The 26,446-nt window shown below is 51.6% G+C and carries 26 protein-coding genes and 1 tRNA gene; 9 read left to right on the top strand and 18 right to left on the bottom strand.

The annotated features are described in order from the left end of the window. Positions 1–23: 23 nt before the first annotated feature. From ACYVK4_RS23130 to ACYVK4_RS23120, 3 genes are all read left to right on the top strand, one after another. Positions 24–638, top strand: a complete 615-nt coding sequence (locus ACYVK4_RS23130) for a superoxide dismutase (protein ID WP_461129936.1) — start codon at positions 24–26, stop codon at positions 636–638. 92 nt (positions 639–730) lie between these two features. After that, positions 731–806, top strand: a tRNA-His gene (locus tag ACYVK4_RS23125). A gap of 209 nt (positions 807–1,015) precedes the next feature. Continuing rightward, a complete protein-coding gene (locus ACYVK4_RS23120) occupies positions 1,016–1,894 on the top strand; it encodes a MerR family transcriptional regulator (protein ID WP_461129935.1) in 879 nt (292 codons plus the stop codon). 23 nt (positions 1,895–1,917) lie between these two features. Here the strand turns inward: ACYVK4_RS23120 and ACYVK4_RS23115 are convergent, their stop codons facing one another. Continuing rightward, complete coding sequence (locus ACYVK4_RS23115) at positions 1,918–2,883, bottom strand: YheT family hydrolase (protein WP_461129934.1); 966 nt, start codon at positions 2,881–2,883, stop codon at positions 1,918–1,920. Positions 2,884–2,936: 53 nt separating this feature from the next. Here ACYVK4_RS23115 and ACYVK4_RS23110 point away from each other — a divergent pair, with 53 nt between their 5' ends. Next, complete coding sequence (locus ACYVK4_RS23110; protein WP_461129933.1) at positions 2,937–3,380, top strand: hypothetical protein; 444 nt, start codon at positions 2,937–2,939, stop codon at positions 3,378–3,380. A 9-nt stretch (positions 3,381–3,389) separates the two neighbouring features. Here the strand turns inward: ACYVK4_RS23110 and ACYVK4_RS23105 are convergent, their stop codons facing one another. The 9 genes from ACYVK4_RS23105 to ACYVK4_RS23065 all read right to left on the bottom strand — a co-directional run bounded on the left by ACYVK4_RS23105 (position 3,390) and on the right by ACYVK4_RS23065 (position 12,604). Further along, complete coding sequence (locus tag ACYVK4_RS23105; RefSeq protein ID WP_461129932.1) at positions 3,390–4,160, bottom strand: glycosyltransferase family 2 protein; 771 nt, start codon at positions 4,158–4,160, stop codon at positions 3,390–3,392. A gap of 30 nt (positions 4,161–4,190) precedes the next feature. Then, the gene (locus ACYVK4_RS23100; protein ID WP_461129931.1) at positions 4,191–5,165 is read right to left on the bottom strand and encodes an aldo/keto reductase; all 975 of its coding nucleotides are present in this window, start codon (positions 5,163–5,165) and stop codon (positions 4,191–4,193) included. A 122-nt stretch (positions 5,166–5,287) separates the two neighbouring features. After that, the gene (locus ACYVK4_RS23095) at positions 5,288–6,076 is read right to left on the bottom strand and encodes a TauD/TfdA family dioxygenase (RefSeq protein ID WP_461129930.1); all 789 of its coding nucleotides are present in this window, start codon (positions 6,074–6,076) and stop codon (positions 5,288–5,290) included. 78 nt (positions 6,077–6,154) lie between these two features. Next, positions 6,155–7,123: a glycosyltransferase family 2 protein gene (locus tag ACYVK4_RS23090; RefSeq protein ID WP_461129929.1), complete on the bottom strand. Its 969-nt coding sequence runs from the start codon at positions 7,121–7,123 to the stop codon at positions 6,155–6,157. A gap of 77 nt (positions 7,124–7,200) precedes the next feature. Next, a complete protein-coding gene (locus tag ACYVK4_RS23085) occupies positions 7,201–8,022 on the bottom strand; it encodes a hypothetical protein (RefSeq protein ID WP_461129928.1) in 822 nt (273 codons plus the stop codon). A 112-nt stretch (positions 8,023–8,134) separates the two neighbouring features. After that, complete coding sequence (locus ACYVK4_RS23080) at positions 8,135–9,082, bottom strand: glycoside hydrolase family protein (protein WP_461129927.1); 948 nt, start codon at positions 9,080–9,082, stop codon at positions 8,135–8,137. A gap of 119 nt (positions 9,083–9,201) precedes the next feature. Beyond that, entirely contained in the window at positions 9,202–10,275 is a 1,074-nt protein-coding gene (locus ACYVK4_RS23075) for an NAD-dependent epimerase/dehydratase family protein (RefSeq protein WP_461129926.1), read from the bottom strand. A 218-nt stretch (positions 10,276–10,493) separates the two neighbouring features. Next, positions 10,494–10,772 (bottom strand): hypothetical protein, encoded by a 279-nt coding sequence (locus tag ACYVK4_RS23070; protein WP_461129925.1) that lies wholly within the window; start codon positions 10,770–10,772, stop codon positions 10,494–10,496. A 74-nt stretch (positions 10,773–10,846) separates the two neighbouring features. Then, positions 10,847–12,604 carry a M3 family oligoendopeptidase gene (locus ACYVK4_RS23065; protein ID WP_461129924.1) on the bottom strand — a complete coding sequence of 586 codons (1,758 nt, stop codon included), beginning with the start codon at positions 12,602–12,604 and terminating at the stop codon, positions 10,847–10,849. A 182-nt stretch (positions 12,605–12,786) separates the two neighbouring features. Here ACYVK4_RS23065 and ACYVK4_RS23060 point away from each other — a divergent pair, with 182 nt between their 5' ends. Further along, on the top strand, positions 12,787–13,179 hold the full coding sequence (locus ACYVK4_RS23060) for a BlaI/MecI/CopY family transcriptional regulator (protein ID WP_461129923.1): 393 nt from the start codon (positions 12,787–12,789) through the stop codon (positions 13,177–13,179). Positions 13,180–13,284: 105 nt separating this feature from the next. Then, the gene (locus ACYVK4_RS23055) at positions 13,285–15,537 is read left to right on the top strand and encodes a M56 family metallopeptidase (RefSeq protein ID WP_461129922.1); all 2,253 of its coding nucleotides are present in this window, start codon (positions 13,285–13,287) and stop codon (positions 15,535–15,537) included. A 127-nt stretch (positions 15,538–15,664) separates the two neighbouring features. On the opposite strand, the gene ACYVK4_RS23050 is transcribed toward ACYVK4_RS23055, so the two are convergent. The 3 genes from ACYVK4_RS23050 to ACYVK4_RS23040 all read right to left on the bottom strand — a co-directional run bounded on the left by ACYVK4_RS23050 (position 15,665) and on the right by ACYVK4_RS23040 (position 18,020). After that, positions 15,665–16,735 carry a 2Fe-2S iron-sulfur cluster-binding protein gene (locus tag ACYVK4_RS23050; RefSeq protein WP_461129921.1) on the bottom strand — a complete coding sequence of 357 codons (1,071 nt, stop codon included), beginning with the start codon at positions 16,733–16,735 and terminating at the stop codon, positions 15,665–15,667. 143 nt (positions 16,736–16,878) lie between these two features. Then, on the bottom strand, positions 16,879–17,724 hold the full coding sequence (locus ACYVK4_RS23045) for an N-acetylglucosamine kinase (protein WP_461129920.1): 846 nt from the start codon (positions 17,722–17,724) through the stop codon (positions 16,879–16,881). A 47-nt stretch (positions 17,725–17,771) separates the two neighbouring features. Continuing rightward, positions 17,772–18,020: a cytochrome b5 domain-containing protein gene (locus ACYVK4_RS23040; protein ID WP_461129919.1), complete on the bottom strand. Its 249-nt coding sequence runs from the start codon at positions 18,018–18,020 to the stop codon at positions 17,772–17,774. Positions 18,021–18,128: 108 nt separating this feature from the next. Between ACYVK4_RS23040 and ACYVK4_RS23035 the strand changes: the two genes are divergently transcribed. From ACYVK4_RS23035 to ACYVK4_RS23025, 3 genes are all read left to right on the top strand, one after another. Continuing rightward, positions 18,129–18,575, top strand: a complete 447-nt coding sequence (locus ACYVK4_RS23035) for a hypothetical protein (RefSeq protein ID WP_461129918.1) — start codon at positions 18,129–18,131, stop codon at positions 18,573–18,575. Positions 18,576–18,808: 233 nt separating this feature from the next. Then, positions 18,809–19,828, top strand: coding sequence for a thiamine-phosphate kinase (thiL, locus tag ACYVK4_RS23030; RefSeq protein WP_461129917.1), 1,020 nt, complete (start codon positions 18,809–18,811; stop codon positions 19,826–19,828). Positions 19,829–19,965: 137 nt separating this feature from the next. After that, positions 19,966–20,859 carry a cyclase family protein gene (locus ACYVK4_RS23025; RefSeq protein ID WP_461129916.1) on the top strand — a complete coding sequence of 298 codons (894 nt, stop codon included), beginning with the start codon at positions 19,966–19,968 and terminating at the stop codon, positions 20,857–20,859. A gap of 103 nt (positions 20,860–20,962) precedes the next feature. Here the strand turns inward: ACYVK4_RS23025 and ACYVK4_RS23020 are convergent, their stop codons facing one another. The 5 genes from ACYVK4_RS23020 to ACYVK4_RS23000 form a co-directional block, all read right to left on the bottom strand. Next, the gene (locus ACYVK4_RS23020) at positions 20,963–21,883 is read right to left on the bottom strand and encodes a serine hydrolase (RefSeq protein ID WP_461129915.1); all 921 of its coding nucleotides are present in this window, start codon (positions 21,881–21,883) and stop codon (positions 20,963–20,965) included. A 59-nt stretch (positions 21,884–21,942) separates the two neighbouring features. Then, positions 21,943–22,515, bottom strand: a complete 573-nt coding sequence (locus tag ACYVK4_RS23015) for a hypothetical protein (protein WP_461129914.1) — start codon at positions 22,513–22,515, stop codon at positions 21,943–21,945. A gap of 111 nt (positions 22,516–22,626) precedes the next feature. Beyond that, positions 22,627–23,712, bottom strand: a complete 1,086-nt coding sequence (locus tag ACYVK4_RS23010; protein ID WP_461129913.1) for a mannose-1-phosphate guanylyltransferase — start codon at positions 23,710–23,712, stop codon at positions 22,627–22,629. A gap of 150 nt (positions 23,713–23,862) precedes the next feature. Further along, positions 23,863–25,347 (bottom strand): efflux transporter outer membrane subunit, encoded by a 1,485-nt coding sequence (locus ACYVK4_RS23005; protein ID WP_461129912.1) that lies wholly within the window; start codon positions 25,345–25,347, stop codon positions 23,863–23,865. Beyond that, positions 25,344–26,444 (bottom strand): efflux RND transporter periplasmic adaptor subunit, encoded by a 1,101-nt coding sequence (locus ACYVK4_RS23000; RefSeq protein WP_461129911.1) that lies wholly within the window; start codon positions 26,442–26,444, stop codon positions 25,344–25,346. Before ACYVK4_RS23000 ends, ACYVK4_RS23005 begins: the two co-directional genes overlap by 4 nt. Positions 26,445–26,446: the final 2 nt, after the last annotated feature.

Here is a 26,446-nt window from a genome sequence, read left to right as displayed (position 1 = left end):
CTTCCATCTAACTTATTAGTAAAATGGCCTTTGTATTAGACCCACTTCCTTACCCAAGCGATTCGCTCGAACCGAATATCGATAAACAGACGATGGAAATCCACCACGATAAGCACCATAATGCTTACGTGACCAATCTGAATAATGCCATTGCCGGCACCGAGATGGAGAGCAAATCCATCGAAGATCTGCTGGCGAATGTAAGCCAGTCGCCCATTGCCGTTCGTAACAACGGGGGCGGTCACTATAACCACACCTTATTCTGGAATACCATTTCGGGTAATGGCGGTGGTCAGCCTACCGGCACACTGGCAGATGCCATCACAGAAAAATTTGGCTCGTTCGACGCCTTCAAAGAAGAGTTTACGAAGGCCGCCACCACTCGGTTTGGCTCAGGCTGGGCGTGGTTGATCGTAACGCCCCAGGGTGAATTGGCTGTCACCTCATCGCCCAACCAGGACAACCCCCTAATGGATGTTGCTGAAGTTAAAGGATTTCCAATCATCGGACTTGATGTATGGGAACATGCCTACTACCTGAAATACCAGAACCGTCGGCCCGATTACATCGCTGCTTACTTCAACGTTGTTGACTGGAATGCCGCTGAAAAACGCTACCAGCAGGGCAAGCAGGCCTAAATAATGACGAATGAAAAGTGAGAAGACAAAAATTTTCTTTTCACTTTTCATTCATCATTCATCATAAAATCTTATCTTTGCACTCCTAAAACGGTGATTGTAGCTCAGTTGGTTAGAGCGCCGGATTGTGGTTCCGGAGGTCGCGGGTTCGAGCCCCGTCTTTCACCCTCGTCTAAAAAGACCTTGATATGCATCAAGGTCTTTTTTTATTTATGGCTGTCATATACTGATTTACAGCCCTTTATCTCCCGTCTTTCATAAATATCCCTAAATTTGTCCAGAATGCCTTTATTTTGTTTAATGTTTTTGCCGAAAACAGTGAACAAAATAAACTTTTTCGTACTTTAGTATTTGGTATCTTTAGCAAAGATTAATTCATGAGTACGTACTCAATTAGAGATTTAGAGCAGTTGTCGGGCATCAAAGCGCATACATTGCGAATTTGGGAGCAACGTTATGCCATCCTTTCCCCTGAGCGAACCGACACCAACATTCGCGCTTATGGCGATGATGACCTCAAACGGGTGTTGAACATCTCGCTGTTGAAAGATCACGGGTACAAAATTTCGGAGATTGCGAAATTTTCAACCGAAGAGCTAAGCCGTGAGGTGATCAAAATATCTGAGAAACAGCTCAATTACCCCGATCAGATCCACGCATTGACCATTTCCATGCTGGACCTGAACGAAGAGCAGTTCGAGAAAATCATCAGCGCCAATACGCTCCAGTCGGGTTTTGAGAGCACCATGATCAACATTGTTTACCCATTCCTTAGCCGCATCGGAACGCTATGGGTAACGGGTTCCATTGGTCCGGCGCAGGAGCACTTTATTACGAACCTGATCCGACAGAAAGTTGTTGTTGCCATCGACGCCCAATCCGCCAGACAGTCGACCACCGGTAAAAAGTACATGTTATACCTGCCCGAAGGCGAGTTCCATGAACTTAGTCTGTTGTTTGCAAACTACCTTATCCGGGTTCGCGGCAACAAAGTCATTTACCTGGGGCAAAGCCTGCCTTTCAACGAACTTGCCTTTGCGCACAAGCTGCACCAGCCCGATTATATTTTCACGGTGCTGACCTCAACACCATCAAATCATGAGGTTCAGCCATATGTAGACAAGCTGGCGAAAACGTTTCCGGCCTCCCGGATTTTACTGACAGGCTATCAGGTTGTGGGTCAGGACATATCAACCCCAGACAACACGCTTATCATTAACCAGATTACTGAGTTGATGCGCATTGCCACCAACTAAGCGATCTGTTGTGTAGCCGCAAACTAAGTTAAGCGCTGGGCAAATGCCAGCGCCCGGCGTTCTGAATAGGTATAGGGATCCCGAACGAGTTGAAAGCCCACGTGGCCACCTGTTCGGGGCGTTTCCAGAAAAATAGACGGATGGTTTTCGGCCAGCCAGCCCGGCGAACACTCGGGCGATAACAGCGGGTCGTTCTGGGCATTGAGGAGCAAAGCTGGCACACAGATGCCGGGCATGTAATTGACCGCCGATGCCTGGGTGTAAAAATCATCGGCATCGCGATAGTTATTTACGGGTGCCGAGAAGAATTCGTCGAAATCGCGCCACTGCTTCACCTCCCGCAGCTTGTTCATGTCCAGCCGACCCGGAAAATGAGTCGCCTTCTGGCTGATCTTGACGAGCAGTTTTTTCATAAAACGATTTCGATAAAAGCGGTTCGAGGGTCGGTCGAGTAACCCGGCACTTGCGCCCAGATCGGTAGGGGCCGAAATAGCGATGCCCGCTTTAATCTCGTCGGGAAGCTCGTGCCCTTGAACACCCAGATACTTTAAGGTGATGTTGCCCCCCATGCTGTAGCCAACCAGCACCACTTCCCGGTACCGTTTCTGGCGCAGCGCATGGGTGATCACTTCGGTCAGGTCGCCAATTTCGCCGTGGTTATAGAGCCGGAAAGCTCTGTTCATCTCGCCACTGCAAGAGCGGCAATTCCAGGCAAGCACGTCATATTGATGCTGAGCGAACAGTTTTGCCGTGCCCCGTATGTATTGCCGATTACTGTCTCCTTCCAGGCCGTGCGTCAGGATAACCAACCGGCTCTGCCCCTGCTCGATCCAGTCGAGATCCACAAAATCGCCGTCGCCCAGGGTCAGCCGTTCACGTTCGTACACAACCCCCGTAACGTTACGGGTTAGACTGGGAATGACGGTTTGCAGATGACCGTTATACTGATAGGCGGGTGGACCTGAGTAAGCAGAGGAAATGATCGGCATATTAATTGAACAACGGATACTTTTGTGACGTTGTTCCAGAACACAGCACGACCATGCCATTCGCCAAGTATCTATCTGTCATTATTGCCAGCACCGTTAAATTCGTGGCGGGGCCTCTATCAGGTGCCGCCCTCGACCTGAGCTGGCTGGAAACGGCCACCTGCACCATGCTGGGTATGATGATCAGCGTTATTCTGATTACTTATGCAGGTGCGGCTTTACAGGCCCTAATGGGGCGTTTTCGAACGGCTCCAGCCAAACGATTTACCAAACGGACCCGAATGGCCATTCGCATCTGGAAACGGTTTGGTCTGGCAGGTATTGCGTTTCTGACCCCTATCCTGCTCACGCCCATTGGCGGCACGATACTCGCCGTTTCGTTTGGCGTTAAACGCGGTCAGTTACTCCTGTATATGCTCGTTAGTGCGGTTATCTGGGCCGTTGTTCAAACACTGGCGCTCTATCAGATTCCAGGCCTGAAAGGGGCCTTCAGCTGATGCCATCGCCTATCGGCTCACCGTTTGCGCTGGTGCTGAATTTGTCTTTTTGCGGAAATCGCCCTGCGAAAAGTACTTCTCGATCAGGCAGTACATCAGGATGAAAAAGTAGCGGCTTCCCATCTCCTTGATCTTCAGTTTCGACACTCCGAAGCGCCGGTTGGTCCAGCTATTGGGCACAACGGCAAATGAGTACCCGCGCACGATGGCTTTTAGGGGCAGCTCAACGGTCAGGTTGAAGTGCGGGGCCAGAAAAGGCTTCACGCCTTCAATGGTTTCCCGCTTATAGAGTTTAAAGGCATTGGTGGTGTCGTTGTACGAAATGCCCATCACTATCCGCACAATGAAGTTGGCTACCCGGTTGATGTACCTCTTGAGGGGTGGGTAATCGATCACCTTGCCCCCTTTTATCCAGCGCGACCCAAAAACAGCATCGACGTTGGTCTCCAGCATTTTGTTATAAAACTGCACCAGATCTTCCGGATCGTCAGACATATCCGCCATAAAAACGGCCACGCAATCGCCCGAAAAACGCTCAAGCCCATAGCGAACGGCATAACCGAACCCATTAGGCCCCGGATTGGTATAATACGTTAAGGTTGGAATTTCGGTAGCCGCCAAACGTTGCAGCATTGCCAAAGTACCGTCTTTCGAATTATCGTTTGTCACGCAGATTTCGTGAGGAATCCCGTGCTTGGCCAACGTCTGATAAAGTGACCGGAGCGTTACGGGTAACGACTCTTCTTCATTGTAGGCAGGTATAACAACGCTCAATTTCATACGCAAAAATAAAGATAACGGTTGTCAAATCTAACTTTTAGGCTTCCAATGCTCAGCCACTTCCGGAACAGCCTCCTGAATACGCGCCAACAAATCGGCCGATAAAGGCCCCAACTCTTCGGCCAGCCGGTTAGCGGCTACCTGCTGAGCGTTGCGCATACCCGGAATAACAACCCCTACCGATGCGTTCGACAAACTGAACCGCAGTGCCGACGTGGCCAGTCCACCCGGCTCTTCGTCCAGAAAAGCCAGTTTGCGCATGGAAGCCAGGAGCCAGTTACGGTCGCGCTCGGGTAAGTAATGTCGGTATTGGTCGGTCGGAAAAACAGGGTCCTGGGTCAGGTAGGCCGGATTCAGGAAGCCCGATGCGAGCGGAACGCGCCCAATAAACAGGTACTGATCGGCGTTGGGGGCAGCAAAGAGCAGCTCTTCGGCCCGGCGGTCCAGGGCGTTATAAATGATTTCCAATGCGCTGCCAAAGCCAGCTTCCAAAACGCGCCGGGCACCATATACCGACCGGGAGCTAACACCATATGCCCTGATCTTGCCCGCTTGTTTCAACTCCTCAAATGGTTGCGGGTCGTAGTCCGCCCAGTCGAAAGCATCGGGTGGACTATGCAGCAACAGCAGATCGAGGGTATCGACGCCCAGCCGACGCAGGCTATTCTCAACGGCTTCGACCAGGTAATCGGCGCTGTAATCCTGGCTGTTTTGCCCATCGGGCGCCGGACGGTTACCGAATTTGGTGCAGATGAGCTTAGTGGCCTCCGGTTTTTGGGCAAAGGCTTCCTGCAGAATTCTCTCCGACTGCCCCTGGCCGTAGCTATCGGCAGTATCGAAGAAACTGATTCCATGGTCGAGCGCTGTGTGCACCGCCCGGATGGCTTCTTCTTTATTGACTTCACCCCAGCCCGTTGGGCTTCCGTTAACAATATTTGGCCCGCCAAACTGCCAGGTGCCGAAGCCCAGACGAGAGGTTAGCTGCTCTTTTATGGATACACTCATGCGTAAATTCTTGTGAACGGCTATCTAATAGAACAGTCTGGCCATTCATAAATTATCCAGTAAAGGAATAAAATTTATGAACTGCCAGACTGTATTATATGGGAATCAGATCAATTCCTGCCTTAATAAACCGCGTCGGCGGCAGGGGTAATGATGATTTTTCCTTTGATGAGGCTACGCTGTCCCGGATATTCAGCGAAGAACGCATTCCGGCCGTGCAGCACACGGTCGTCGTGGAAGAATACGGCTTCACCTTTCTGTAATTGAACAGGCATGATAACACCGGCATTCATAATCCGTGATTCGAGGAACTGATGAAAACGCTCACAGAGGTCCAGCACTTCGGCCGAATTTTCCTCGCGCGACAGGCAGAAGTAATTCCAGTTGGCCAGGTAGCCTTCGCCGTCCTTGTCGATGATCTTCCGCACTTTACGGGCACCACCTTTGGCATGAACGACATCGGTGCTCATCAATTCCTCCAGCAAAGCCTCTTCACCATCTAACTTCATGCACTCTACCAGATCAGGCAGATCGAAGAAGGTAGTGGCCCCACCGATTTTAGCGCGGGAAGCACAATAGAAGAAATTAACCGCTTCTTCGCCACCCAGTTCTACATACGAATCGTCGGTATGCATGGGCTGGCGGGTATTGCTCGACCGGTACCGATCAGGAATCTGCGGATCATACGTAATATCGATCCAGCGATTTCCGGTCATTTTACCCGTTGCGAGGTCCTCATCGGCAGCACCGATCCGGCCAATCGTTTCAGATAGTTTGCTGTAGAAATCGTGTACCGGCAGATCTTCCTGAAAACCAGACAGGAAAACCAGCTTATTATTCTGAACGGCTTCCTTTACGTTTTGAATCGTTTCTTCCGGCGTTGTATAGGCAACTTGCTGAAAAAAATTCATAGCCTCTGTTAGTTTCTAAATTAGGTTCACAAAATAATAAATGTGTGTCGGTTGCCCAAATGAACGTAACCAACGAAGTCAATTATTTAGAATACGGTGTAGACCAATGGCTACCGCACCGTAAGCACGCTGTAGGGCTGGTGGTGTCAGATGGTTATAAACAAGGGGTTTAAAATCGCCCCATGCTGGTTTTGCCAGCGAATAGTACCGGGCCGCCAGCCGCAACTTACTCAAATATGAGTCTTTAAATTGCCTGCTGGTCAGCATCATGCGATAATACCGGGCCATGTTCCGTTTCAGGATGGCGTCGTATTTATAGTCCAGTTCGCGGTTGATGCTGCTGTACATATCAATTCGATTCTGCAGAAACACGGCATCATCGTACTTATCCGTAAAACTGGTTCCGTTACTATTTTTTCGATACACCGACATTACATCCGGTATATACCCGATATTCCCCTTTTTGGCTTTCAGAATCAGCCGTGGAATATCGCCACTAACCGACTCCCGAAACCAGTCCGGATACTCTTTGATCGAGTTGCGGTACATGGTACTGGATGTGGCCATAAACCAGATTTCCTCCTCTCCAATCAGGTCCTCTACCGTGTAGAAGGGTTTCATATCGGGCCCGTTCAGTACATGCGAAGGACTTCCGTCCTCGTAAGTAATGAGCGCATTATGAAACGCCATCGAGTAGTCAGGATGCGCATCCAGCAGATCGACCTGCTTTTGTAACTTCAGCGGATCGATCAAATAATCGTCGCCATCCATCAGGGCATAATACTCGCCCTTCGTATGCTTGAGCGTTTCCAGGAAATTAATACCCCCATTTTTACCCATGTTGCGCGGGTGCAGCACACCCACCACCAAACCAGGATGCTGGCGTTCGTATTCCTGAATAATTTCCCGGGTTCCATCATTCGAAAAATCATCCCCGATTACTATCTCAATTGGAAACGTAGTCTTCTGGGCCAGAACGCTATCGACAGCCTGACGAATAAATTTCTTCTGATTGTAGGTAATAATCAGGACACTGACTTTTATCATAACGGGGACATAGGCGGTCTACAACGTTTAGCTACTAACACGGGTTTGGGCTAATCGGTACGGCCGCAGGATAAAAACTAAACGGTTTCGGGCACCGGGTTTTTTGCCGTCTGAATCTGGGCTTTCCAGCCCTGTGGTTCATCTTTATCGGCTGGTTTTGCCCAGGGATCGTAAAAAGGCAGGATGGCTACCCAGCGACCAGCGGGATCATCCCAGCTGAAGCGATCGGCAAAGCTCGATGGGCTAACCCAGTGAGGCAGATCGTAGCGGAACAGAATGATGTCGCCGATATCCTGGAAGCCTTCCGTTTCCACGATATGATCGTTGATAACATAGCCGGTACCACCCGATGTATAGTCTTTGCCGTATTGGTTCAACGCCAGAATGGTGCCCACCTTTTGTGGATTCAGCGGGTGCCAGTGACGGCCGAAAAAGCTGCCTCCCAATGGGTAATGCGTTACCTGCGGATGGAAATAAGGCTGACCTTTGCGAATGCCATATTCTTCGTTGTTGCCGGTCAGATCATTCCAGAATTGACGCATGGGCGTAAAGACACCCAGCAGCGTTTGCCGCGTTGCTTCGTCGAGGTCCAGGAGCGCATCGAACGTATGATCGTGAAACAACTGGGGAGCCTGCTGAATTTTGGCAATATGCAGCCGCTGCTTGTGCTGGTTATTGTCGAATGTATCCGGTCCTTCGGCAAGTGGCGTTTGCTGAGCCCAGGCACGGGTCGTGTCAATAACGCTGCGGAGGGTCGACTCCGGAATACCGGTTTTAATGATGACGATGTTCGGCTCGTTGACCAACCGCATCACTTCCTCATAAGGAACTTCAGGAACGATCCGGCCATCCTTAAACTCAGCGTCAATTTTTATCAGGTATTTTGCAACTTCTTTCATAACAGAAAACGTGTAAATGAGCGGTTTTCGCTGCTGTTCTCACTTGTTTAAATTGTGTCACAAAGTAGGCTGGTATCCGGAGAAAATCCAACTCTCCAGCGATTGATTCTGATCAGCCCGCGGGCTGATTTGCATAGCCGAAGCCCGATGCACCAAACCCATTTCCGTTATATAACATGACCCACTGGTCATGATGTTTAAAAATATGGCAATAGTCCATCATCACTGAATCCCAGCCTTCCGCCGATCGTTCGATGCCCGCCAGCTCGTCTTTACGAGTCCAGCTTATGCCATCTTCCGACTCAGCATAGCCAATGCGGTAACTCCGTTCAACATCGGTGCGATAATTGGTCGCGTTCCGGTAGGAAAAATACATTTTGTACAAATCCCCGTCCTTATATACCGTTGGTCGGCCAATGGCATCCGTAAACTGATCGTAGCCTACGCACACATGCCCGGTACGTTTCCAGTCGATACCGTCGGCCGATTCTGCGTACTTAACGTCATAAAACGGCTCGGGGTGCCCGTTGATCACTTCTATTTTTGTGCAGGAGAGGTACCACATACGCCAGCGGATCGACCCATCGGGCTGCTCTTCCCGCATAACGCAGGGCTGCGCGATCCAGACCTGGTCGTAAATGGACCGATCGAGCAGGGGGCCGGTGTATTTGCGTTCAAAGGTTAGTCCGCCGTCGCGGCTAATAGCCAGTCCGATCGAGAGCCGGTAGCTAGCCGTTTCGCTTTTGTTCCAGCCGGTATAGTACAACCATATTTCGTCGCCTACGGGCAAGAACCAGGAGGGCATGGTTCCGGTTTCGTCAAACATCCCGACCTCTCCTTTCGTCAGGCAGGGTTTGTCATGAACGTAGGTTACTTCGGATAGATTATCGGGATTAAGCTCAACGAATGAAACGGCTGAGGCTATGTTCTCATCCCGCGTTGAAAAATACACCCGCACTTTATTCTCCATGGGGAAGCCAAAGGGAACTTGTGCGTGGGTTCGGCTGAACGGTTTGGAACCGTCCGGTTTATAAACCAGTCCTTGTTTTTGCCAGGTCATTCAATTCAGGTCTTGTACAGGTAATTACGGCGTTTACCCTACGTACGGATTTAACAAAAACACGGGCCGGGCCTTTTTCGGCTCCCGCCCGTGCGTATCAGAGGATATCAGACACTTCTTTAAACAGATGGTGCCAAACGGCTCATCATGCTGTCGTGAATCTGGGTCATGGTTTCCTTCAGATCGAAGGTCCAGTCCCAACCAGGATAGTGCTGCTTGAATTTGGTCAGATCGGAAATATACCAGATATGGTCGCCACTCCGGTTGGTTTCCGAATACTGGTAGTTCATTTTGTTACCCGAAATGGTTTCGCACAGGGCGATGGCTTCGAGCATGGAGCAGTTGGCATATCGGCCACCACCTGCATTATACACCTCACCCGGACGTGGGTTCTGGTAGAAATGCCAGAACATGTTCACTAGATCCCAGCTATGGATGTTATCGCGAACCTGCTTGCCTTTATAGCCAAAAATAGTGTATTGATTGCCGGTAATGGCGCACTTCATGAGGTACGACAGGAAGCCGTGCAGCTGAGCCCCCGAGTGGTTTGGCCCGGTTAAGCAACCGCCCCGGAAAACGCCGGTGTTCATGCCGAAATACCGGCCATACTCCTGCACCATAATATCGGCAGCCACTTTAGAGGCTCCAAAGACAGAGTGCTTGGTATGGTCGATGCTCATGAACTCATCGATACCGTTTTCGAAGTAAGGGTGGTTATGGTCAATTTCCCAGCGGGTCTCGGTTTCAATGAGCGGCAGGAAGTTCGGGTTGTCGCCGTATACTTTGTTGGTCGAAGTGAAAATAAACACCGCTTCGGGACAATGCAGCCGGGTCATTTCGAGCATGTTCAGCGTACCAACGGCATTCACGCCGAAATCGGTGAATGGCTCACGGGCTGCCCAGTCGTGGCTGGGTTGAGCGGCCGTGTGCAGCACCAGTTTAATGTCCGTGCCGAATTCCTGAAAAATCGTTTCCAGTTGAGACACCTCCCGAATGTCGGCGGGGCGGTGCTGGTAGTTAGAGTAGGCTTCTGCCAACCGATTTCGATTCCATTCCGTGGAGCCATCAGCGCCGAAAAAGTACTGACGCATGTTATTATCAATACCAATAACCAAATCGAATTTATCAGCAAAGAAGGCAACCGCTTCACTACCTATCAACCCGGCAGAACCTGTAACTAATGCAATTTTCATATCCGTTTTAGTGTATAGAACAGCTTTGTCAACCAAATAATACTACTTTGTATGTCTGATTCATTCGAACAAAGTAACGAAAAAAAAACAGACTTCCCTCTCCGGGCATTCAGACTTACAGACTAAGCCTCAGCCAATTTAGCCAACGGCCGCAAAAGAAAAGCGATGAATCAGCGTTTTTCGCCAATCCATCGCTTTTCTTTTGTTGCTGGATCAGATTATGCTCCCTGGCCCAATGTACCGGCACCGAATAACTTTTCGCGGATTTTTTGGGTCCGGGCGTCCAGTTCTGGATTCGGTGTGTACTTATATTTCGTCTGAACCGCAGCAGAGTCTCTGCCAGCTCCATATACTTCAGCATCACCCGCCCGGTAGTCGGCCCGGTAATCGTCGGCACGGTAGTCGTTCTGACGGATTGAGTTATATTTTTGATAGTCGCAGGATGCCAGCGATAACACTGTTACAGCCAACAAACCTATGCTTAGTACGCGTTTCATAGCCACTTGATTACGAATTGATTCGGCAAAAATAGGTCAGACCTCTTAGGTTTCCAAACAAGAACGCCCACTTCTTATACCTGGCCGTTCTTCAGGGTTTCAATCTCCTGCCAGACAAAACTCATTAATTCCTGAATATGGTTGAGCGAAAAGTCAAAAGGAACATCGGCAGCCGCATAAATTTCCCGGATCGGGGCTTTATAGCCAAGGCTCAGGGTTTTCTTGTAACCCGCTAAACCAGCTTTAGGATCACGCCGGTAATTACGCCATACACCAATAGCTCCTAACTGGGCAATGCCATACTCGATGTAGTAAAAAGGCACTTCGTAGAGGTGCAACTGCCGTTGCCACAGGTATTCCTGATAAAAAGCGAAGCCATCCCAGTTAGTAACGGTATCAGTAAACTGACTGTAAATATGCAGCCAACTTTCGCGACGTTCCGCATCGGTATGCGTTGGATTTTCGTAGATCCAGTGCTGAAATTTGTCGATGGTGGCTACCCAGGGCAGGGTTTCGATAATGGATTCGAGGTGCTGAAGCTTGGCCCGACGCAGTTCGTCCGGGTTTTCGAAAAACACATCCCAATGATCCATCGACAGCAACTCCATGCTCATGGACGCCAGTTCGGCGACTTCCATAGGTGGGTTCCGGAAGGCTTTCAACGAAAGATCCCGTGTCAGGAACGAGTGTACGGCATGGCCCCCTTCATGGACCATCGTCACCAGATCGCGCAGGCTGGAGGTGGCATTCATGAAAATAAACGGCACGCCAATCTCTTCGAGCGGGTAATTATAACCACCGGGCGCTTTGCCCTTGCGCGATTCCAGATCGAGGTGACCCATTGCCCGCATGATCCGCAGGTCGTCGCCCAGTTCTTTATCGAGCCGGTCGAAGCAGGTAATGGCTTTTTCCAGCAGTTCGCTACCCGTCGAGAACGGTTTCAGTGGTGGGCGGCCTTCTACATCGACCTTGGTATCCCAGGGGCGCAACACATCGACCGAAACGTCGGCCCGGCCCAACTTCTGCTTGCGCTCCTCGGCGAGGCTATTCAGAAAGGGAACAACAGCCTCGGCCACCGATTCATGAAAGTTGACACAATCCTCGGGGGTGTAGTCGAATCGACCAAGGGCCGCAAACGAGTAGTCGCGGAAGTTGGCAAAACCAGCGTTGACAGCGATCTGATGGCGTAAATCGCGCAGGCGGTCAAACAACTGATCGAGGGTTTCGTAGTCCTGATAACGCCGGTCCCAGATTTTACGCCACGCTTCTTCGCGCACCGCCCGGTCGGTCGATTGGAGCCGGTCGCTGGCTTCGGGCAGGGTCATTTCGCGACCGTCGATCTGCACCGTCATCGCCCCGACGATGGCTCCGTACTTGCGTTCCTCGGTCTGGAGTTCGGTTTGAAGCGGAATATTTTCGTCCCGGAAGATCTCGATGGCTTTTTTCATACCCCGCACCATAATGTCGTAGCCATCGTCGGTGAGCTGACTCAGGAACGGGCTGTTCACCGCTTTTAGGTCAAGCTCGTTGCCGTAGGTCGTCATGGGCGGCTGAATTTCAGAGATAAAGAAATTCAGTTGGTTGACCAGAGCCTCGTTGGCCGTGTCGCAGGTCATGCGGATGTATCGCCACGCAAAATTTTCGGACAAATACGATTCCAACTCGCTACGATCAATCAGCCACTGCTTCAGTTCATCGGCATTGTCGATCGAGCGGTCCAGTAATTCCTCATACAGTGGCTTCACATCGTCCCAACTGGTCAGTTCAATCGTTTCACCAATAAAGGACCGGGTGGGACGGGCAGGAAGATTCAGGGTTTGATTTGCTGTCATAGGTCTTGTCACGCGGCTGGTTGGCCGTGCAGCCAAAGGCTGTTTTGTCTATACGGTTTATGTGGGATTATCCGGCTTTTCGGCCATGTTATTGTAAGCCATTATGAAACTTTTTTGTTCACAAATTTGCAACTACGAAATCGTTCGTATATGTTTGCTACGAAATTATTCGTAGATAGATCATGAAGCCAACTGACTCTGAACTGGAGATTCTCCATATCCTTTGGGCCGACGGCCCCAGCACCGTCCGGCAAGTACACGATAAGTTGAGCCAGGGCCGCGATATTGGCTACACTACCGCGTTGAAATTAATGCAGATCATGCATGAAAAAGGGTTTTTATCGCGGGAGGAAGACGGCCGTTCGCACACCTATACGGCACTGGTAAGTGAAGAAGACACGCAACGAAACTTGGTGGATCGCTTTGTAGAAACGGCCTTTCGCGGCTCGGCCTCCAAACTGGTGATGCAGGTGCTGGGCCAGCACAAGGCCTCGCGCGAGGAACTGGACGAAATCAAGAACCTGCTCAATGACCTGAACCGTAGCGACGGCAAAAGCGAAAGAGCGAAAGAGTAAAAGAGCGAAAGGCTGGCGCAGGTTTCATCACTCTTTCACTCTTTCACTCTTTCGCTCTTTCACCATTAAACCGAAGATTTTTCTAAACCAACAGACAATACGTTTATGAATTCTCTCCATTTTCTCTCAAGTCCGGTTGCCGATGCTCTCGGCTGGACATTGCTCCACGCTGTCTGGCAGGGATTTGCGCTGGTATTGCCGGTAGCGGTTGTCCTGCATCTGTTGCGCAACCGGTCGAGTGCGGTCCGCTACCGGGTCGGTACGTTGACGCTGCTCTGTCAGTTGGTTGTTTCGGCGGCTACCTTCGCCTGGTATTACAAGCCGCAGGTCAGTATCGGTTCGTCAAAACCGATGGCTGTCGCGATGCAAACGCTGCCGATTCGCTGGCAGGCCATGACCCAAACGCTACCCTGGCATCAGCAAGTGCAGCTGTTTCTGGAGAATCACCTCAGCCAGTTTGTCTTTGTCTATCTACTGGGCGTAGTGCTCTTTGGTCTGCGGCTGGCGGGTGGCTGGCTCTATCTGCAACGGCTTACCAAAACCGCGACGAAACCGGCGTCAAGCATCTGGTTGCACATAACCGATGACCTCCGGGCTACACTGGCAATTCGGAGCGCGGTTCAGGTGCGGGAGTCCACCCGGATTGCCGTACCTATGGTCGTTGGCGTGCTGAAACCCATTCTTTTACTACCTATCGGCCTGGTTACGAACCTGACAACGCGGGAGGTCGAAGCCGTTCTGGCGCATGAACTGGCACACATTAAACGGCACGATTACGCGGTTAATCTCCTGCAATCGGTGGTCGAAGTGCTTTATTTCTTCCACCCGGCCTTGTGGTGGCTGTCGGCACGGGTACGCGAAGAACGCGAACACTGCTGCGATGATCTGGCCGTACAAGCCTGCGGGGGCGACGGTCGTATTCTGGCGCAGGCACTCGCCCATGTCGAGGAACTGCGGCTGACACACATACAGGCCACTCCTGCGTTGGCGATGGCATTTGCGACTAAGCGGCAGCAGTTACTGCATCGAGTTCGGCGGATGCTGGGCGTTCCCACACGCCCGTTCATCTCAAACGGCAGTTTGGCGGGCTTAACCCTGGCCACCATTCTGCTGATGAGCGTTTCGGTCTATGCGGTGCAGCAACAGGCCAAACCGAAGCAGAAAGTCAGCCAACCCCACCCAAGCCGGAAACATAAAACGGGCAATGGTACGGAGTTCAGCATGACCGATAACCGGAAGGTCGATTACGTCATCTGGAAAGGGAAGAAGCTACCGGCCAAACAGGTGGCCCAATTGCAACGGGAACTTGACCAAGTCATGGCGGGGCAACTCAATCTCGATGAAGTAAAACAGCCTAACCGGGATATTCTGCTGACGATTATCGAAACCAATCATAGCCACGCAGCAGGTATGAGCGCGTTGGCCGAAGGCTTATCTCACATTGATTACAGCAATATACAACTTGTCGATTCTATAATGACGCCAAACGGATGGAAGCAACTTCAGGATACAGTTATAAACAATGCACTTGCTTCATTAAAAACACTGTCTCCCCTGTCTGATTCTCCCGATAAGCTAAATAGGCTCAATCAACGTCTGTTTGACGATGATACACTACCCAAGCAATTCCAGAATAAATTTCTGGATATAAAGCTCAAGTATGATCAACTGCAGAGCCGGTTGGCTGATTATGAGAAAGCTATGGAAAGATATTCTGCGCAAATGAGGGAGCCGATAAAGCAGTGGCAGCATATGTATCTGGAGAAACGGCAATTGCAGGAACAGATGGCTTATTTGCAAAAACAAGCTTCAAGAGCCGATCTCCGCACCCTCAACGATGCACTTCAGACGGAAATGGCAACCGCCGAACAGAATCTTTCCGAGGCTAATAAACGAATAAATGATCTTTCTAAAAGGCAGATTCGCCCGTATTCAGACAGCATGTCCAAAGTGTTTAAGCAACTGACAAGGCTGAGGGATTCTATCCGGATCAATGAAGGCGAACTGTTAAATCTACCGTTCGAAGATATCAAAACACCCTCACCAGCAGAAGAGGGAATGATTGAGTACAATTATGACTTGCGAGCGCCCCGTCCTGCCCGTGCTCCACGCCCCCCCCGCTCAATAAAGGGTGTTGTGGCGCCAGCGCCACCAACGCCCCCGGCCGAAGCCCTGGCTCCTCTGCCTGGTGTACCGGCTCCTCCCCCGGCTCCCGCTACCCGAACAATACGTGGCCGGGCCAGCGCAACACCCCGTCCATTACCCAAACCTGCTATAGCGCCTAAACCGGAACGGCCGGAGAGACCGGAATTACCCGAGTTACCGGAGAAGCCCGAAAAACCAGAGCGGCCAGAATAATAGAGAACCGGGTATTAAAGTACCGGGCGTCCCGCCCGGATGTGATAAGAAAGCGTAGTCTATTATAACTGTCTTCGCTATTCACATCCGGGCGGGACGCCCGGTACTACACTGTTCTTGTACTACACTACTCAATTTCGATCACGACATCACGCCCTACGGGGTGGGCGACGCAGGTGAGTACGTAACCCGCTTTTAGTTCAGATTCCGACAGGCCATCCTCTTCATCCAGCTTCACTTTGCCGGAGATGCATTTGCCCAGACAGGCCGTACACATACCCGCCTGACACGAGTACGGCAGGTCAATATCTAAATCCAGCGCAGCTTCCAGAATGGTCTGGTGCGGTGCTACGGCAAATTTATATTCGCTGCCTTCATACAATACCGTTACTTCCGGCGATCCGCTCTCAGCCGCTGTCAGAGGCTCTTCCACTACCTCGCCAGCCGCAACGGGTGCCGTGGCGTAACTCTCCTTGTGGACACGCTCCGCCGAAACACCCACCAGCGACAAAGCCGAACGGGCCTCTGCCATCATGCCATCGGGACCGCACATGTAGAAACTGGCGTTCTGTAAATCGGCTTTAGGCAACTGATCGAGGAGCTTGGTGAGTGTATGCTGATTCAGACGCCCTTCGGCACCCGTCCAGCCAGCAGCGGGCTGACTCAGAATGTGGGTCACCTGAAAGCGCGACTTTCCATACGCCTGTTCCATGGCATCCAGATGGGCTTTGTAAATGATCGACTCCTGGTTCCGGTTGCCGTAAATGAGCCAGACGCGGCTGTTCGGCTCCACGTGCAGCGCCGATTTCGCCATCGAAAACAAGGGCGTGATACCACTACCGGCACCAATGAGGACAATGGTCCGTCGGTTCTGCGGATCGAGTTTGGGCACAAACGTCCCCATCGGCTCCAGCGATTCGATAATGTCGCCGGGCTTGATCCGGTCGAACAGGTAATTGGAGGCCAGTCCACCCGGCACGCGCTTCACCGAAACCGCCAACGACACATCGACATGGGGCGATGACGCCATCGAATAGGACCGGCGCACCTTCTGGCCATTGATGTTCAGGAGAAAGGTTAGAAACTGACCGGGCTGGTATCGAATTTCTTCGCTAATGGGGTGCCAGAAACTTATGGTTACTGCGTCGCTCGTTTCGCGGTCGACGTCTTTTACTTTCAAAAAATACCGATTTGCCATTACTATTTCAGGTTGTCATTCAACGTAGGGCGAACGCAGAAAACGGAATTACCGTGCCTTTGGAGCTGTTCACGTCAACGGGGGTAGGCCCCGCCCTTTACGCTGATTTCTTTTTCACAAAGGTACAAGTGAACGCGGGGAACTTACCCATTTTGATAAAAATCAACTAACTCATCAGCAGGGGCTTTCACAACACGACCCATTGTTAAGCCAGTTTGTTTAACGGCCTGACGCAGTGACTCCGCAAAATAGAAGGCGATTGACCCGACAAAATGAACCGGCCATTGGTCAGCCTCCGGAAAACGCCGGACATAGGTCGTCAGAAACAGTTTAAATGCATCCGTTACCAGCTGTCCAATGTAAGGGTGCGACAGATGGTCGGACAGGAAGGTCGTGAAGGCAGCAAAGTAACGGTTCGGGAAGGGCTTCTGATAAGCGTTTTCCAGCAGCGTGGCGCGATCCAGCGCGTATCGGGTCTGGAAAGCATCGTGAAGATCGGCCGGGAGCCGCTGCTGAAAAAAGTCCCGAACCAGCGTTTTGCCTAAATAGCCCCCGCTGCCTTCGTCGCCCAACCAGAAGCCCAGCGACTGAATGCCGCGAATGATGGTCGTTCCATCGTAACAGCAGGCATTGGCACCCGTACCGAGAATACAAACGATGCCCGACTGATGGCCTACTGCTGCCCGGGCGGCCCCCAGCATGTCACTATTTACGTCGACAGTTTGTAACGCAGGCAACACCTCCCGCAAGGCATCGGCAATAACATGGTTTACGGCCGGGCCGGTGCAGCCCGTTCCGTAGTAAAACGCGCTGGTGACCCTGGCGTCGTTCAAATGGGGCAGCAACTGCGCCCGCAACGTATCGATAATTTGCTGCGTATTCTGATAATATGGATTGAAACCATCCGTTTGAATAGCAAGGACCTGACCGTCGGCAGCAACAAGCCGCCAGTCGGTTTTAGTAGAGCCACTATCAGCGATTAAAAGCATTGTTTGTTCAGGGTTTCCTGCTTCGGGAACGGCCCGGCACAGAACCGTTAAATTAGTTTCCCAACGGGCGAAAAGCGACTGAAAACGGTGTTGGTGTGGGGGGCGTCGATCAGTTCGTCGGTCAAATCCTGCCCGGCCCAGTGTTCATAGTGCTTGCCGTTTCGCCAAAGCCGCGAGGTTGACAGGTCATAAATGGTTCCTTCGTAAGCGCACCAGATTTCGTCCCGGTCCTGTCCATTCCGCAGGGCCAGCTGCGAGCGGGTGTAGGTCGGGAGCGCTGTTTCATTGCTTGGCATTCGATGTCCGTAAAGTCAAACGGGGGGAATTATTAGGCATCAATTTTGCGAGTGACAACAAAATTAGCGTAACTTAGCCACTTCTGATTCTATTGTTTTTGATTAACCATGAGAAAGACTCATTATCTCACTTTTCTTTCGCTAGTTGCCTTATTCAGTGCGCTGATAGCTTGCAATGGCAGCAAAGTGGCTCCCGTTTCGGAGCGCATTGCCAAGACTTGGACAGCCAGCAAAGTAGACGAGAATAAAGTGACTGTATATACAAAGGCCGGTACGACCAACGTTCGTAATTACACCTCCTTCAAGCTCGACCTTAGCCAGCCCCCAACGGTACGCTACACCGAATTTGACGGAAATGTGTTTGTTGGCAAATACTCCGTACCAGCTGACAATCGCCTTGTATTGACTGACCTGACCCCGTCGCCAACGGGTGCCAATGGCACGATCGAGTTCACGATCAACTCCATTGATGATGGCACGCTGAGCCTCTCGCGCACAACGGCCAGCCAGAAAACAGGTGGCACAACGAACGACTACACCCTAACGAATCCCTAAGGACTCGGTAAACCAATTCATAAAAAAAGCCGTTCCGTCTATCAATCGGAGCGGCTTTTTGCTGTACCGTACCCACGGACTTTAGTCCGTGTTTTTGATAAATTGAAGCCGTTTAATCGTTCCTCAAGATGACAAAAAAGCCAAGTTACCTTTGAAAATAAAAGGGTAAACAGGCTGATTATAAAAACACGGACTTTAGTCCGTGGGTACAGGGGTACATCAACCAACACACAATGACTGATCTCAACCAACTAGGCGAAATTGGCCTTATAGAGCGTATTCGGCAAGCCACGACGGCACCCGCTCACACAGAAACCATTCGGGGTATTGGCGACGATGCCGCTGTTTTCGACTGGGGTGACGACTATGGACTGCTCTCGACCGATATGCTGGTGGAGGGAATTCACTTCGATTTGACCTACGTTCCCCTGAAACACCTGGGCTATAAAGCCGTCACCTTTGGTGTTTCGGATATTGCCGCGATGAACGGACTGCCCATTCAGATAACCGTTAGCATTGGCCTAAGCAGCCGGTTTCCGGTAGAAGCCATCGATGAACTGTATGATGGTATCCGGGCAGCCTGCTCGGCATATAACGTTGACCTGGTGGGTGGCGACACAACGGCCACCCGGTCTGGGTTAGTCATTTCGGTATCGGTGCTGGGCAAAGTACCCAAAAACCTGATTACCTACCGAAACACGGCCCAAGCCAACGATGTGGTGTGCGTAACCGGCGATCTGGGTGCGGCCTACCTCGGCCTTCAACTGCTGGAACGTGAGAAGCAAGTGTATCTGGCCGACCCGAATATGCAGCCTAATCTTTCGGAAGAACGGGCGTATCTGGTACAGCGTCAACTCCGCCCCGACGCCCGCACCGACATTGTTCACGAACTCCGCGATCTGAGCATTCGCCCCACGGCTATGATCGACATTTCGGATGGATTGGCGTCAGAATTACTGCATATTTGCCGTCAATCGGGTACGGGCGCGGTGCTCTTTGACGAGAATATCCCCATTGATGATCAGACGCACCTGGCCGCCGATGAGTTCAAGATCAGCCCGATTACAGCGGCTCTGAACGGGGGCGAGGATTATGAGCTTCTGTTTACGGTTCGTCCGCAGGAGTTCGAGAAGTTGTCGGCCAACGCCCGCATTACCGCCATCGGGTACCTGACGGCAAATCCCGAGCAGATTGTTCTCGCCACCAAAGCCGGTCAGCAAACCCCCATCCGGGCGCAGGGCTGGAACCAGTAGTTGCGGCTGTGCCGCTGGCGCGAGCATAGACTCGTGCCTTTTTATGAAGTCAGCATTCGCTGACGCATTCCACTGCAACCGCCAGTGAATACTGGCTTTATGTAAAGGCACGAGCCTATGCTCGCGCCAGCCACAGCATGCAAAAACGAGTTCGGTTTGATTTTGAGATTTACTTCACTAACGGCGGCAGCTTGAAAGGGGAAGATTTTCGGCTGGATATTGACGGCGATGATATGTCCGATCAGGCGCTGGCGGACTATGTTGTTGATGATTTTCGCCTGCTGATGGTCGGCAAAATCAACATCCTCAACAAAGAAATTATCGTAGAGGCTCACAAACGAAAGTCGGCACACGATGAAGAAGGACAGCGGAGTCGACTGATCGACTTGAGCCACACAATCGAAGATGGCCTGATTACGTACAAAGGCTTGCCCGCTCCTATTGTCTGCGATTACCTGAGCCGGGAAGCCTCGCGTTCGCTATACGCACCTGGTACCGAGTTTCAAATTGGCAAGATCGAGATGGTTACCAATACCGGGACCTATCTGGATTGCCCATTTCATCGCTACGAGCATGGGAAAGATCTGTCGGAAATTGGTCTGGAAGCTTTTACGGATCTGGAGGGCACCGTTATCCACATGCCACATACAGAAACGCTGGCCATTACCGCTGCCCATCTGCAACATTATGAAATCCGAAATCGGGCTGTGCTTATTCACACGGGTTGGGCTAAGTACTGGAATACCGAAGCATATTACGAAAATCACCCGTTTCTGACCGCCGATGCGGCCGAATACCTGCGCGACTGTGGCGCGAAATTAGTTGGCATCGACTCGCATAACATCGACGATACGCGGGGCAACAGCCGGCCCGTTCACAGCACTTTGCTTGGCGCGGAGATTCTGATTGTCGAGCACCTATGCAATCTGGACTTACTTCCATCCACGCGCTTCACGTTTAGCGCCACACCCCCCAAGTTCAAAGGAGTGGGTACGTTTCCGGTAAGGGCGCTAGCAAAAGTAAGTCGGTAAGCGGCTTCGCCTAAGTTGGTAAGTCAGTAAGTGGCTGACCAACTTAGGCGAAGCCGCTTACCGACTTACCGACTTACCAACTTACCAACTTAGGCGCAGCCGCTTACCGACTACTTACTACATAATCATACATCCATTTCGATACCGTTGCCATCGTCTCGATCGTCGCCTTATCGTCTTTAATGCCTTTCGACAGTAGAACCAGCACATACTTCCGGCCATCGGGCAGCATAACAATTCCCGAATCGTGACGAACGCCCGTGATGGAACCCGTTTTGTGGGCCACTTTCACCTCTTTAGGCAGTTTTCCCGGAATGGCATCGTTGAACTTCTGGTCGAGCAAGGTCGCAATCATGGCTTTGGAGGCTTTGGGGCTTACGGCTTTCCCGATGGCAATCTTATCGAAAATCACCATCAGGTCATACGCTGTGGTCGTGTTGTTGAGCCCCTGTGCAAAGGCCTTACTATCTTCCACGCCCCGCCGAACCTGAATATCTTTGGCCCCCAAGTCGCGCATGGTCTGCGTAACGTTTTGCGCCCCGACCCGCTCAATGACCATATTCGTAGCCAGGTTACTGCTCACAATAATCATGTCATAAACGAGTGCCGACAATGGGCGCGTCGTTCCAACCGCCTTGTAGATACTCGTATCGCTGTCCTGCTCGGCGTGGAGGCTGTATGGGCTACCATCCACAATGCTCTTGAATTCCGTGGTGATCGTCATCGGGTCCGACAGAGCCAGTTTATGCTGAGCTGCCTGTTTGTAGACTTCAATCATAACCGGCGTTTTCATGGTACTGGCGGCATGAAACTCCTCATGTTCCCGAATGAGCAGCTCTTTCCCCGTCGATAAATCTTTAAACGCGACGGCAAAAACGCCGGGTTGTTTGCTCAATTCCTGCTCAATCTGCTGGCGCAGTTCCGGGAGGGTTCGTTTGGATTGGGAGAAAACGGATAGCCAGGCGGCCGACAAAAAAAACAGAACGGCGGTCAGGCAGCTGGTACTGGCTCGTATACGTCTCATAAAGGCACTTGGCTAAACGGATGTTAAGGCCAAAAATGCAGTCTATTCGGCGGATTTCCTTATTTCACCCGTACAAATTTCGAATAGCAGGGGGCCGTCTGGTTGCAGTTTGTCAGCAGCATCAGCATATCCTGCTGCACCACCAAACGCTGCTTAAAGGGAACCGTGGCCCCGTTGGTATTGATGAAGAAATTAATGGACAGGCTATCAGGGTAAGTAGTATCGACCCGGAAGTATTTGATGGGGTTGTAATACGTCATTTCGGAACCACTGGCCGACAGCTTTCCATCGGAGCCGAAGGTAAGCGTTTGGGGCGGTCTGACCGGGTATCGTTGTGTGGTGTAAAATGACGTGTCTCGTCTGACAAATACCGTGTCGTTTCGGGTTATGAGCGTATCACGCTTCACAATCTGGTTGCCGACTACCGTTGAAATGGTATCCCGGCGGGTAACGAGGTTAACGGTCAATATTGACTTTGTTGAATCCTTCAGAAAGTAGCGTTCCGCCAGTTGCCACGTACCTGTGATGCGGGTATCGGATGGCCCTGGGTTAAAACTGGCCGTTTTGTCCTTGCATTCAATAAGCAGGCAGGCCAGCAGCAGGATAAGGCACAAATAGAATGTGTTCTTCACAAGGTAGTCAGTCGTTCATACAGCTAACGAACAGGTATTTCTCCCATTGCCTCGCTGGCATCTTGTTTTCGGGTGGGTTTGCCAGGCTGGAAAACCCACCCGAAAACAAACTTAAACAAACTCCGTGCCTCTTTCTTTAGCGTCAGCCACAAAGTTCTTCACTTTCTGCTCTTCTTCTTTCCGGCAGATCATCAGCACGTTATCGTATTCAGCGACAATGTAGCCGTCGAGTCCGTTAACGACCACCAGCCGGTCTTTTGGCGTTTTAATAATGCAGTTCTTCGTGTCGTAAAGCAGAATATGGCCATCGATCACGTTGAGGTCATCGTTCTTGTCCGACACTTCATATAAGGACTTCCAAGTTCCCAAGTCCGACCAGCCGAAATCGCTCAACACCACATACACATTACCGGCTTTTTCCATTACGCCGTTGTCGATGGAAATGCTCCGGGTTAGCGAATAGGCTTTATCGACAAACGCTTTTTCGCGGTCGGTATAATAGGCGGTACTGCCTTCTGCAAAAATCTCGGCGACTTCGGGCAAATGCGCGTCAAACGCTTTGATGATCGACTGAACGTTCCAGACGAAAATACCGGCGTTCCAGACGAATTCACCACTTTCCACAAACTGCTGGGCGAGTTCGAGATGCGGCTTTTCGGTAAACGTTTTCACCTTCAGCGGACCCTGATCTTTCCCCGAATTTCCTTCTTCCGGAATGTACTGAATATAGCCGTAACCCGTATCGGGGCGGCTTGGCTGAATACCCAGGGTTACCAGGATATCCTGATCTTTTGTTGCATCGAGGGCCTTCCGGATCGTTCGCTGGAACTCCTCTTCTTTCAAAATGATATGATCGGCGGGAGCCACAACAATGTTGGCTTGTGGATCGCGCTCGGCAATTTTATAACAGGCGTAGGCAATGCAGGGCGCTGTATTACGGGCAATGGGCTCGCACAGTACCTGATCGTCGGTTAGCTGTGGAAGCTGCTGCTGACAAAGCTCTTTGTAGAGCGAACTGGTAACAATGAAAATGTTTTCGGACGGACAAACACCGTCAAAACGGTCGGCGGTTTGCTGAAGGAGCGTTCGGCCAGTGCCAAGTACATCGTGAAATTGCTTGGGATAACTCGTGCGGCTAAAAGGCCAGAAGCGGGTTCCTACACCCCCCGCCATAATTATTACGTACGTATGATTCATGGATGATACACTGATTTATGACACCAAGGCCACTAAAAGGTTACTTTCAAAACGAATATATTTACTATTTTATATAAAGTATCTACAGAGTTTATGTTTATTGAATAAGATAAACAATGGCACAAACTAGAAACTTCTAATTGGTAAAACCTAATAATCCCCCCCAATTGTTCGAAGAAGGGCTACGGCAAACTGGACTTCCTGGCTTCGGAGCTGTACAAGTTGCTGCTCTGTGGTTAAAATAGTCCGCTGGGCGTCGAGTACTTCCAGATAAGTAGCCAGTCCCCGTACATAGAGTTCACGGTTGTATTGCTCCGTTCGGCGTGCCAGCGTCAGCGTCTGCCCCTGCAATTCAATTTGCTGCCGCAGCAGTAGGAGGTTGTCCAGTGCGGTTTCGGCATCGCGCTGGGCCAGTTGGAGCGCTTGCAAATAAACCTGCTGATTGGTTTGGGTCTGCTGTTTCGATAAGGCAATGTTCTGGCGGGCCCGATGACCTTCGTAAATCGGTACCGATGCGTTGACCCCCACAATGTAAGTGGCCGCGCTGGGGGTGACCCAGTGGTTGACCTTACCCGACAAAATACCACCCGATGCAATCAGGTTAACGCGCGGCTGCGTACTGGCCTGTTGCAGAATCACTTGTGCTGCTGCCACCTGGTTTTGCCGGATGAACTGAATTAAATCCGGTCGGCGCTGAAGCTGTTCAGCCGTCACGCTGGCGTAAGGATACGTAGGTACAGTCGTTGGCAAAGCGCCCGATGGAACGGAAAAATCGACGGGACTCTGCCCGCATAGTTGCGCCAGGCCATTCACGAGTTCAACGCGGGACCGTTCCAGCCCTTTCAGCATCACCTGCAAACCGGCATAATCGGTTTCGGCACGCTGCACGTCGATCTGATTGATCAGCCCCACCCGAAACCGTTCGCGGAGGATGGACAAGGTCGTGTCGCGCGACTGGATATTCCGGCGAAAAACAGCCTGCTCGGCATCGTTGCCCCGAATGAGCATATAGGTGCGGGCGATGTCGGATGCCAATGTTAGCCGAAACGACTGAAAGTCGGCATCGCTGGCCTGCGCCTGTAAAGTAGCTACCGTAATGCTGCCCCGTATCCGCTTGAACAGATCGAGTTCATAGCTGGCATCAACGGGCAAAAGCTGAAAGGTACTCAACTGTGTACGGGGCAGTAAATCAGCCTGGTTCGGAACGGCGAGCGGACGACGCTCCGACAAACTCTGGGTTGTGATCAGGGCCGAACTACGCAACGAAGGCGACAGAAAGGATTGCGCTATCCGTACCCGAATTCGCGACTCTTCCAGCCGACTCAGTGCAGCCCGGAGGTTAGGGCTATTGTCCAGCCCCAACTGGATCAGCGACTCCAGCATCGGATCGCCGAACCGCTGGAAACCGCTGATGGTCAGCGTTGGTGTCAGGTCTGCGGCCGTCACGGTCGTGTTAGGCAGGGCATTACCGACAGCATTGGGCGCCTGCGACTGTACCGTACCGGGTACGTTGGCGGGGCCATTGCCCGGCTGAACGTTCACTGATCCACCGGGGGCGTTCAGCGGAACCGTTTGTGCGGCAACCTGAACAGCGAAACTACTGATAACGAAACTAATACTAATAAACTTGATCATCGCTGAGCTATTGTTTTTGCCCCTACAGCCTTTCGAAAAACTACTTTCTGACCGTCGCGCAAGCGGTCGTTTGGATTGGTCACTACGAGTTCCTGACCCGTTAGCCCACTGGTGGCTTCGAGTGTTGTGCCGTAATCACGGCCCAGGGTAATGGGCACGAAATGTACACGCTGCCCTTCATCGACCACCACCACACGCGGCCCTTCTGCAGTTATTTGTAAGGCGTTGGCCGGAATCAAGACCGGTGCTTTCGCACTGATCATAGTAAATTTGACGAGGCTGTATAAGCCCGATGGTAATCCCTGTTTTGGGTTCGGGATCACCACTTCGGCCAGCAGCGTTCGGGAATCGCTTCGCAACGCGCCCGATGTGTGCATCACCGTCCCATTAAAGGTTTGATTTTTGAGTTCAGGAATGGTCACCGTAGCGGGCATCCCGATCTTCATGTATTGGTAATACGTTTGCGGCACATCCACAAATACCCGTAGGGAACCCACTTCCGACAGCGTAAACAAAGGCTGCCCCGTTCCTGGTGAGACCAGATTTCCATTCTCGGCCGTCCGGCTGGTCACGATGCCACTGAACGGAGCGCGAATCTGCTGTAAGTTTTTCAACGCTTCCAGCCGCCCCAGATTGGCCTGAGCCACCGTCACGGCCGACTGCCGGGTGTCAATATCCTGCCGGGCAATGGCGCCGGGAAGTTGAACGCTCTGTAATCGATCCAGGTTAGTCTTCGCCAGTTGCAGGTCGGCTTTGGCACGGGCAATGTCCTGATCGAGTTCGGGCGCGTCGATAGTAGCCAGCAGCTGTCCCTGTTTCACCTTTGCACCAATATCGACATACCACCGGCGAAGAAACCCCTGCGTACGGGCGTAGAGGGGCGTTTGGCGGTACGGCTGAATCTGGCCAGGCAGGGTTAGCCCCGTCGTATCCGACGAGCGTTTCAGCGGCACGACATTCACGATAGGCTCACGCTTTTTTTCGTCGGCAACGGCCGCCTTCAGTTCCTGTGTATTGCGGATACGCGGCAATACCCCAAAGAAGACAAACACCGCAATAAGCAGAATAAGGGGAATAAGAATGCGAAGTGCTTTCATGA

This window comes from Spirosoma aerophilum (genome assembly GCF_054782495.1).
This window is presented reverse-complemented; position numbering and strand designations above follow the sequence as displayed.

Excerpts from the sequence above, each read along its gene's own strand:
- ACYVK4_RS23040 (WP_461129919.1), bottom strand. The coding sequence starts at position 18,020 with ATGCCAAGCAATGAAACAGCGCTCCCGACCTACACCCGCTCGCAGCTG.
- ACYVK4_RS23020 (WP_461129915.1), bottom strand. The coding sequence starts at position 21,883 with ATGAGACGTATACGAGCCAGTACCAGCTGCCTGACCGCCGTTCTGTTT.
- ACYVK4_RS23005 (WP_461129912.1), bottom strand. The coding sequence starts at position 25,347 with ATGATCAAGTTTATTAGTATTAGTTTCGTTATCAGTAGTTTCGCTGTT.
- ACYVK4_RS23010 (WP_461129913.1), bottom strand. The coding sequence starts at position 23,712 with ATGAATCATACGTACGTAATAATTATGGCGGGGGGTGTAGGAACCCGC.
- ACYVK4_RS23095 (WP_461129930.1), bottom strand. The coding sequence starts at position 6,076 with ATGAATTTTTTTCAGCAAGTTGCCTATACAACGCCGGAAGAAACGATT.
- ACYVK4_RS23055 (WP_461129922.1), top strand. The coding sequence starts at position 13,285 with ATGAATTCTCTCCATTTTCTCTCAAGTCCGGTTGCCGATGCTCTCGGC.
- ACYVK4_RS23060 (WP_461129923.1), top strand. The coding sequence starts at position 12,787 with ATGAAGCCAACTGACTCTGAACTGGAGATTCTCCATATCCTTTGGGCC.
- ACYVK4_RS23000 (WP_461129911.1), bottom strand. The coding sequence starts at position 26,444 with ATGAAAGCACTTCGCATTCTTATTCCCCTTATTCTGCTTATTGCGGTG.
- ACYVK4_RS23085 (WP_461129928.1), bottom strand. The coding sequence starts at position 8,022 with ATGAAAGAAGTTGCAAAATACCTGATAAAAATTGACGCTGAGTTTAAG.
- ACYVK4_RS23045 (WP_461129920.1), bottom strand. The coding sequence starts at position 17,724 with ATGCTTTTAATCGCTGATAGTGGCTCTACTAAAACCGACTGGCGGCTT.
- ACYVK4_RS23025 (WP_461129916.1), top strand. The coding sequence starts at position 19,966 with ATGCAAAAACGAGTTCGGTTTGATTTTGAGATTTACTTCACTAACGGC.
- ACYVK4_RS23050 (WP_461129921.1), bottom strand. The coding sequence starts at position 16,735 with ATGGCAAATCGGTATTTTTTGAAAGTAAAAGACGTCGACCGCGAAACG.
- ACYVK4_RS23105 (WP_461129932.1), bottom strand. The coding sequence starts at position 4,160 with ATGAAATTGAGCGTTGTTATACCTGCCTACAATGAAGAAGAGTCGTTA.
- thiL (WP_461129917.1), top strand. The coding sequence starts at position 18,809 with ATGACTGATCTCAACCAACTAGGCGAAATTGGCCTTATAGAGCGTATT.
- ACYVK4_RS23070 (WP_461129925.1), bottom strand. The coding sequence starts at position 10,772 with ATGAAACGCGTACTAAGCATAGGTTTGTTGGCTGTAACAGTGTTATCG.
- ACYVK4_RS23075 (WP_461129926.1), bottom strand. The coding sequence starts at position 10,275 with ATGAAAATTGCATTAGTTACAGGTTCTGCCGGGTTGATAGGTAGTGAA.
- ACYVK4_RS23115 (WP_461129934.1), bottom strand. The coding sequence starts at position 2,883 with ATGCCGATCATTTCCTCTGCTTACTCAGGTCCACCCGCCTATCAGTAT.
- ACYVK4_RS23035 (WP_461129918.1), top strand. The coding sequence starts at position 18,129 with ATGAGAAAGACTCATTATCTCACTTTTCTTTCGCTAGTTGCCTTATTC.
- ACYVK4_RS23110 (WP_461129933.1), top strand. The coding sequence starts at position 2,937 with ATGCCATTCGCCAAGTATCTATCTGTCATTATTGCCAGCACCGTTAAA.
- ACYVK4_RS23130 (WP_461129936.1), top strand. The coding sequence starts at position 24 with ATGGCCTTTGTATTAGACCCACTTCCTTACCCAAGCGATTCGCTCGAA.
- ACYVK4_RS23100 (WP_461129931.1), bottom strand. The coding sequence starts at position 5,165 with ATGAGTGTATCCATAAAAGAGCAGCTAACCTCTCGTCTGGGCTTCGGC.
- ACYVK4_RS23090 (WP_461129929.1), bottom strand. The coding sequence starts at position 7,123 with ATGATAAAAGTCAGTGTCCTGATTATTACCTACAATCAGAAGAAATTT.
- ACYVK4_RS23120 (WP_461129935.1), top strand. The coding sequence starts at position 1,016 with ATGAGTACGTACTCAATTAGAGATTTAGAGCAGTTGTCGGGCATCAAA.
- ACYVK4_RS23065 (WP_461129924.1), bottom strand. The coding sequence starts at position 12,604 with ATGACAGCAAATCAAACCCTGAATCTTCCTGCCCGTCCCACCCGGTCC.
- ACYVK4_RS23080 (WP_461129927.1), bottom strand. The coding sequence starts at position 9,082 with ATGACCTGGCAAAAACAAGGACTGGTTTATAAACCGGACGGTTCCAAA.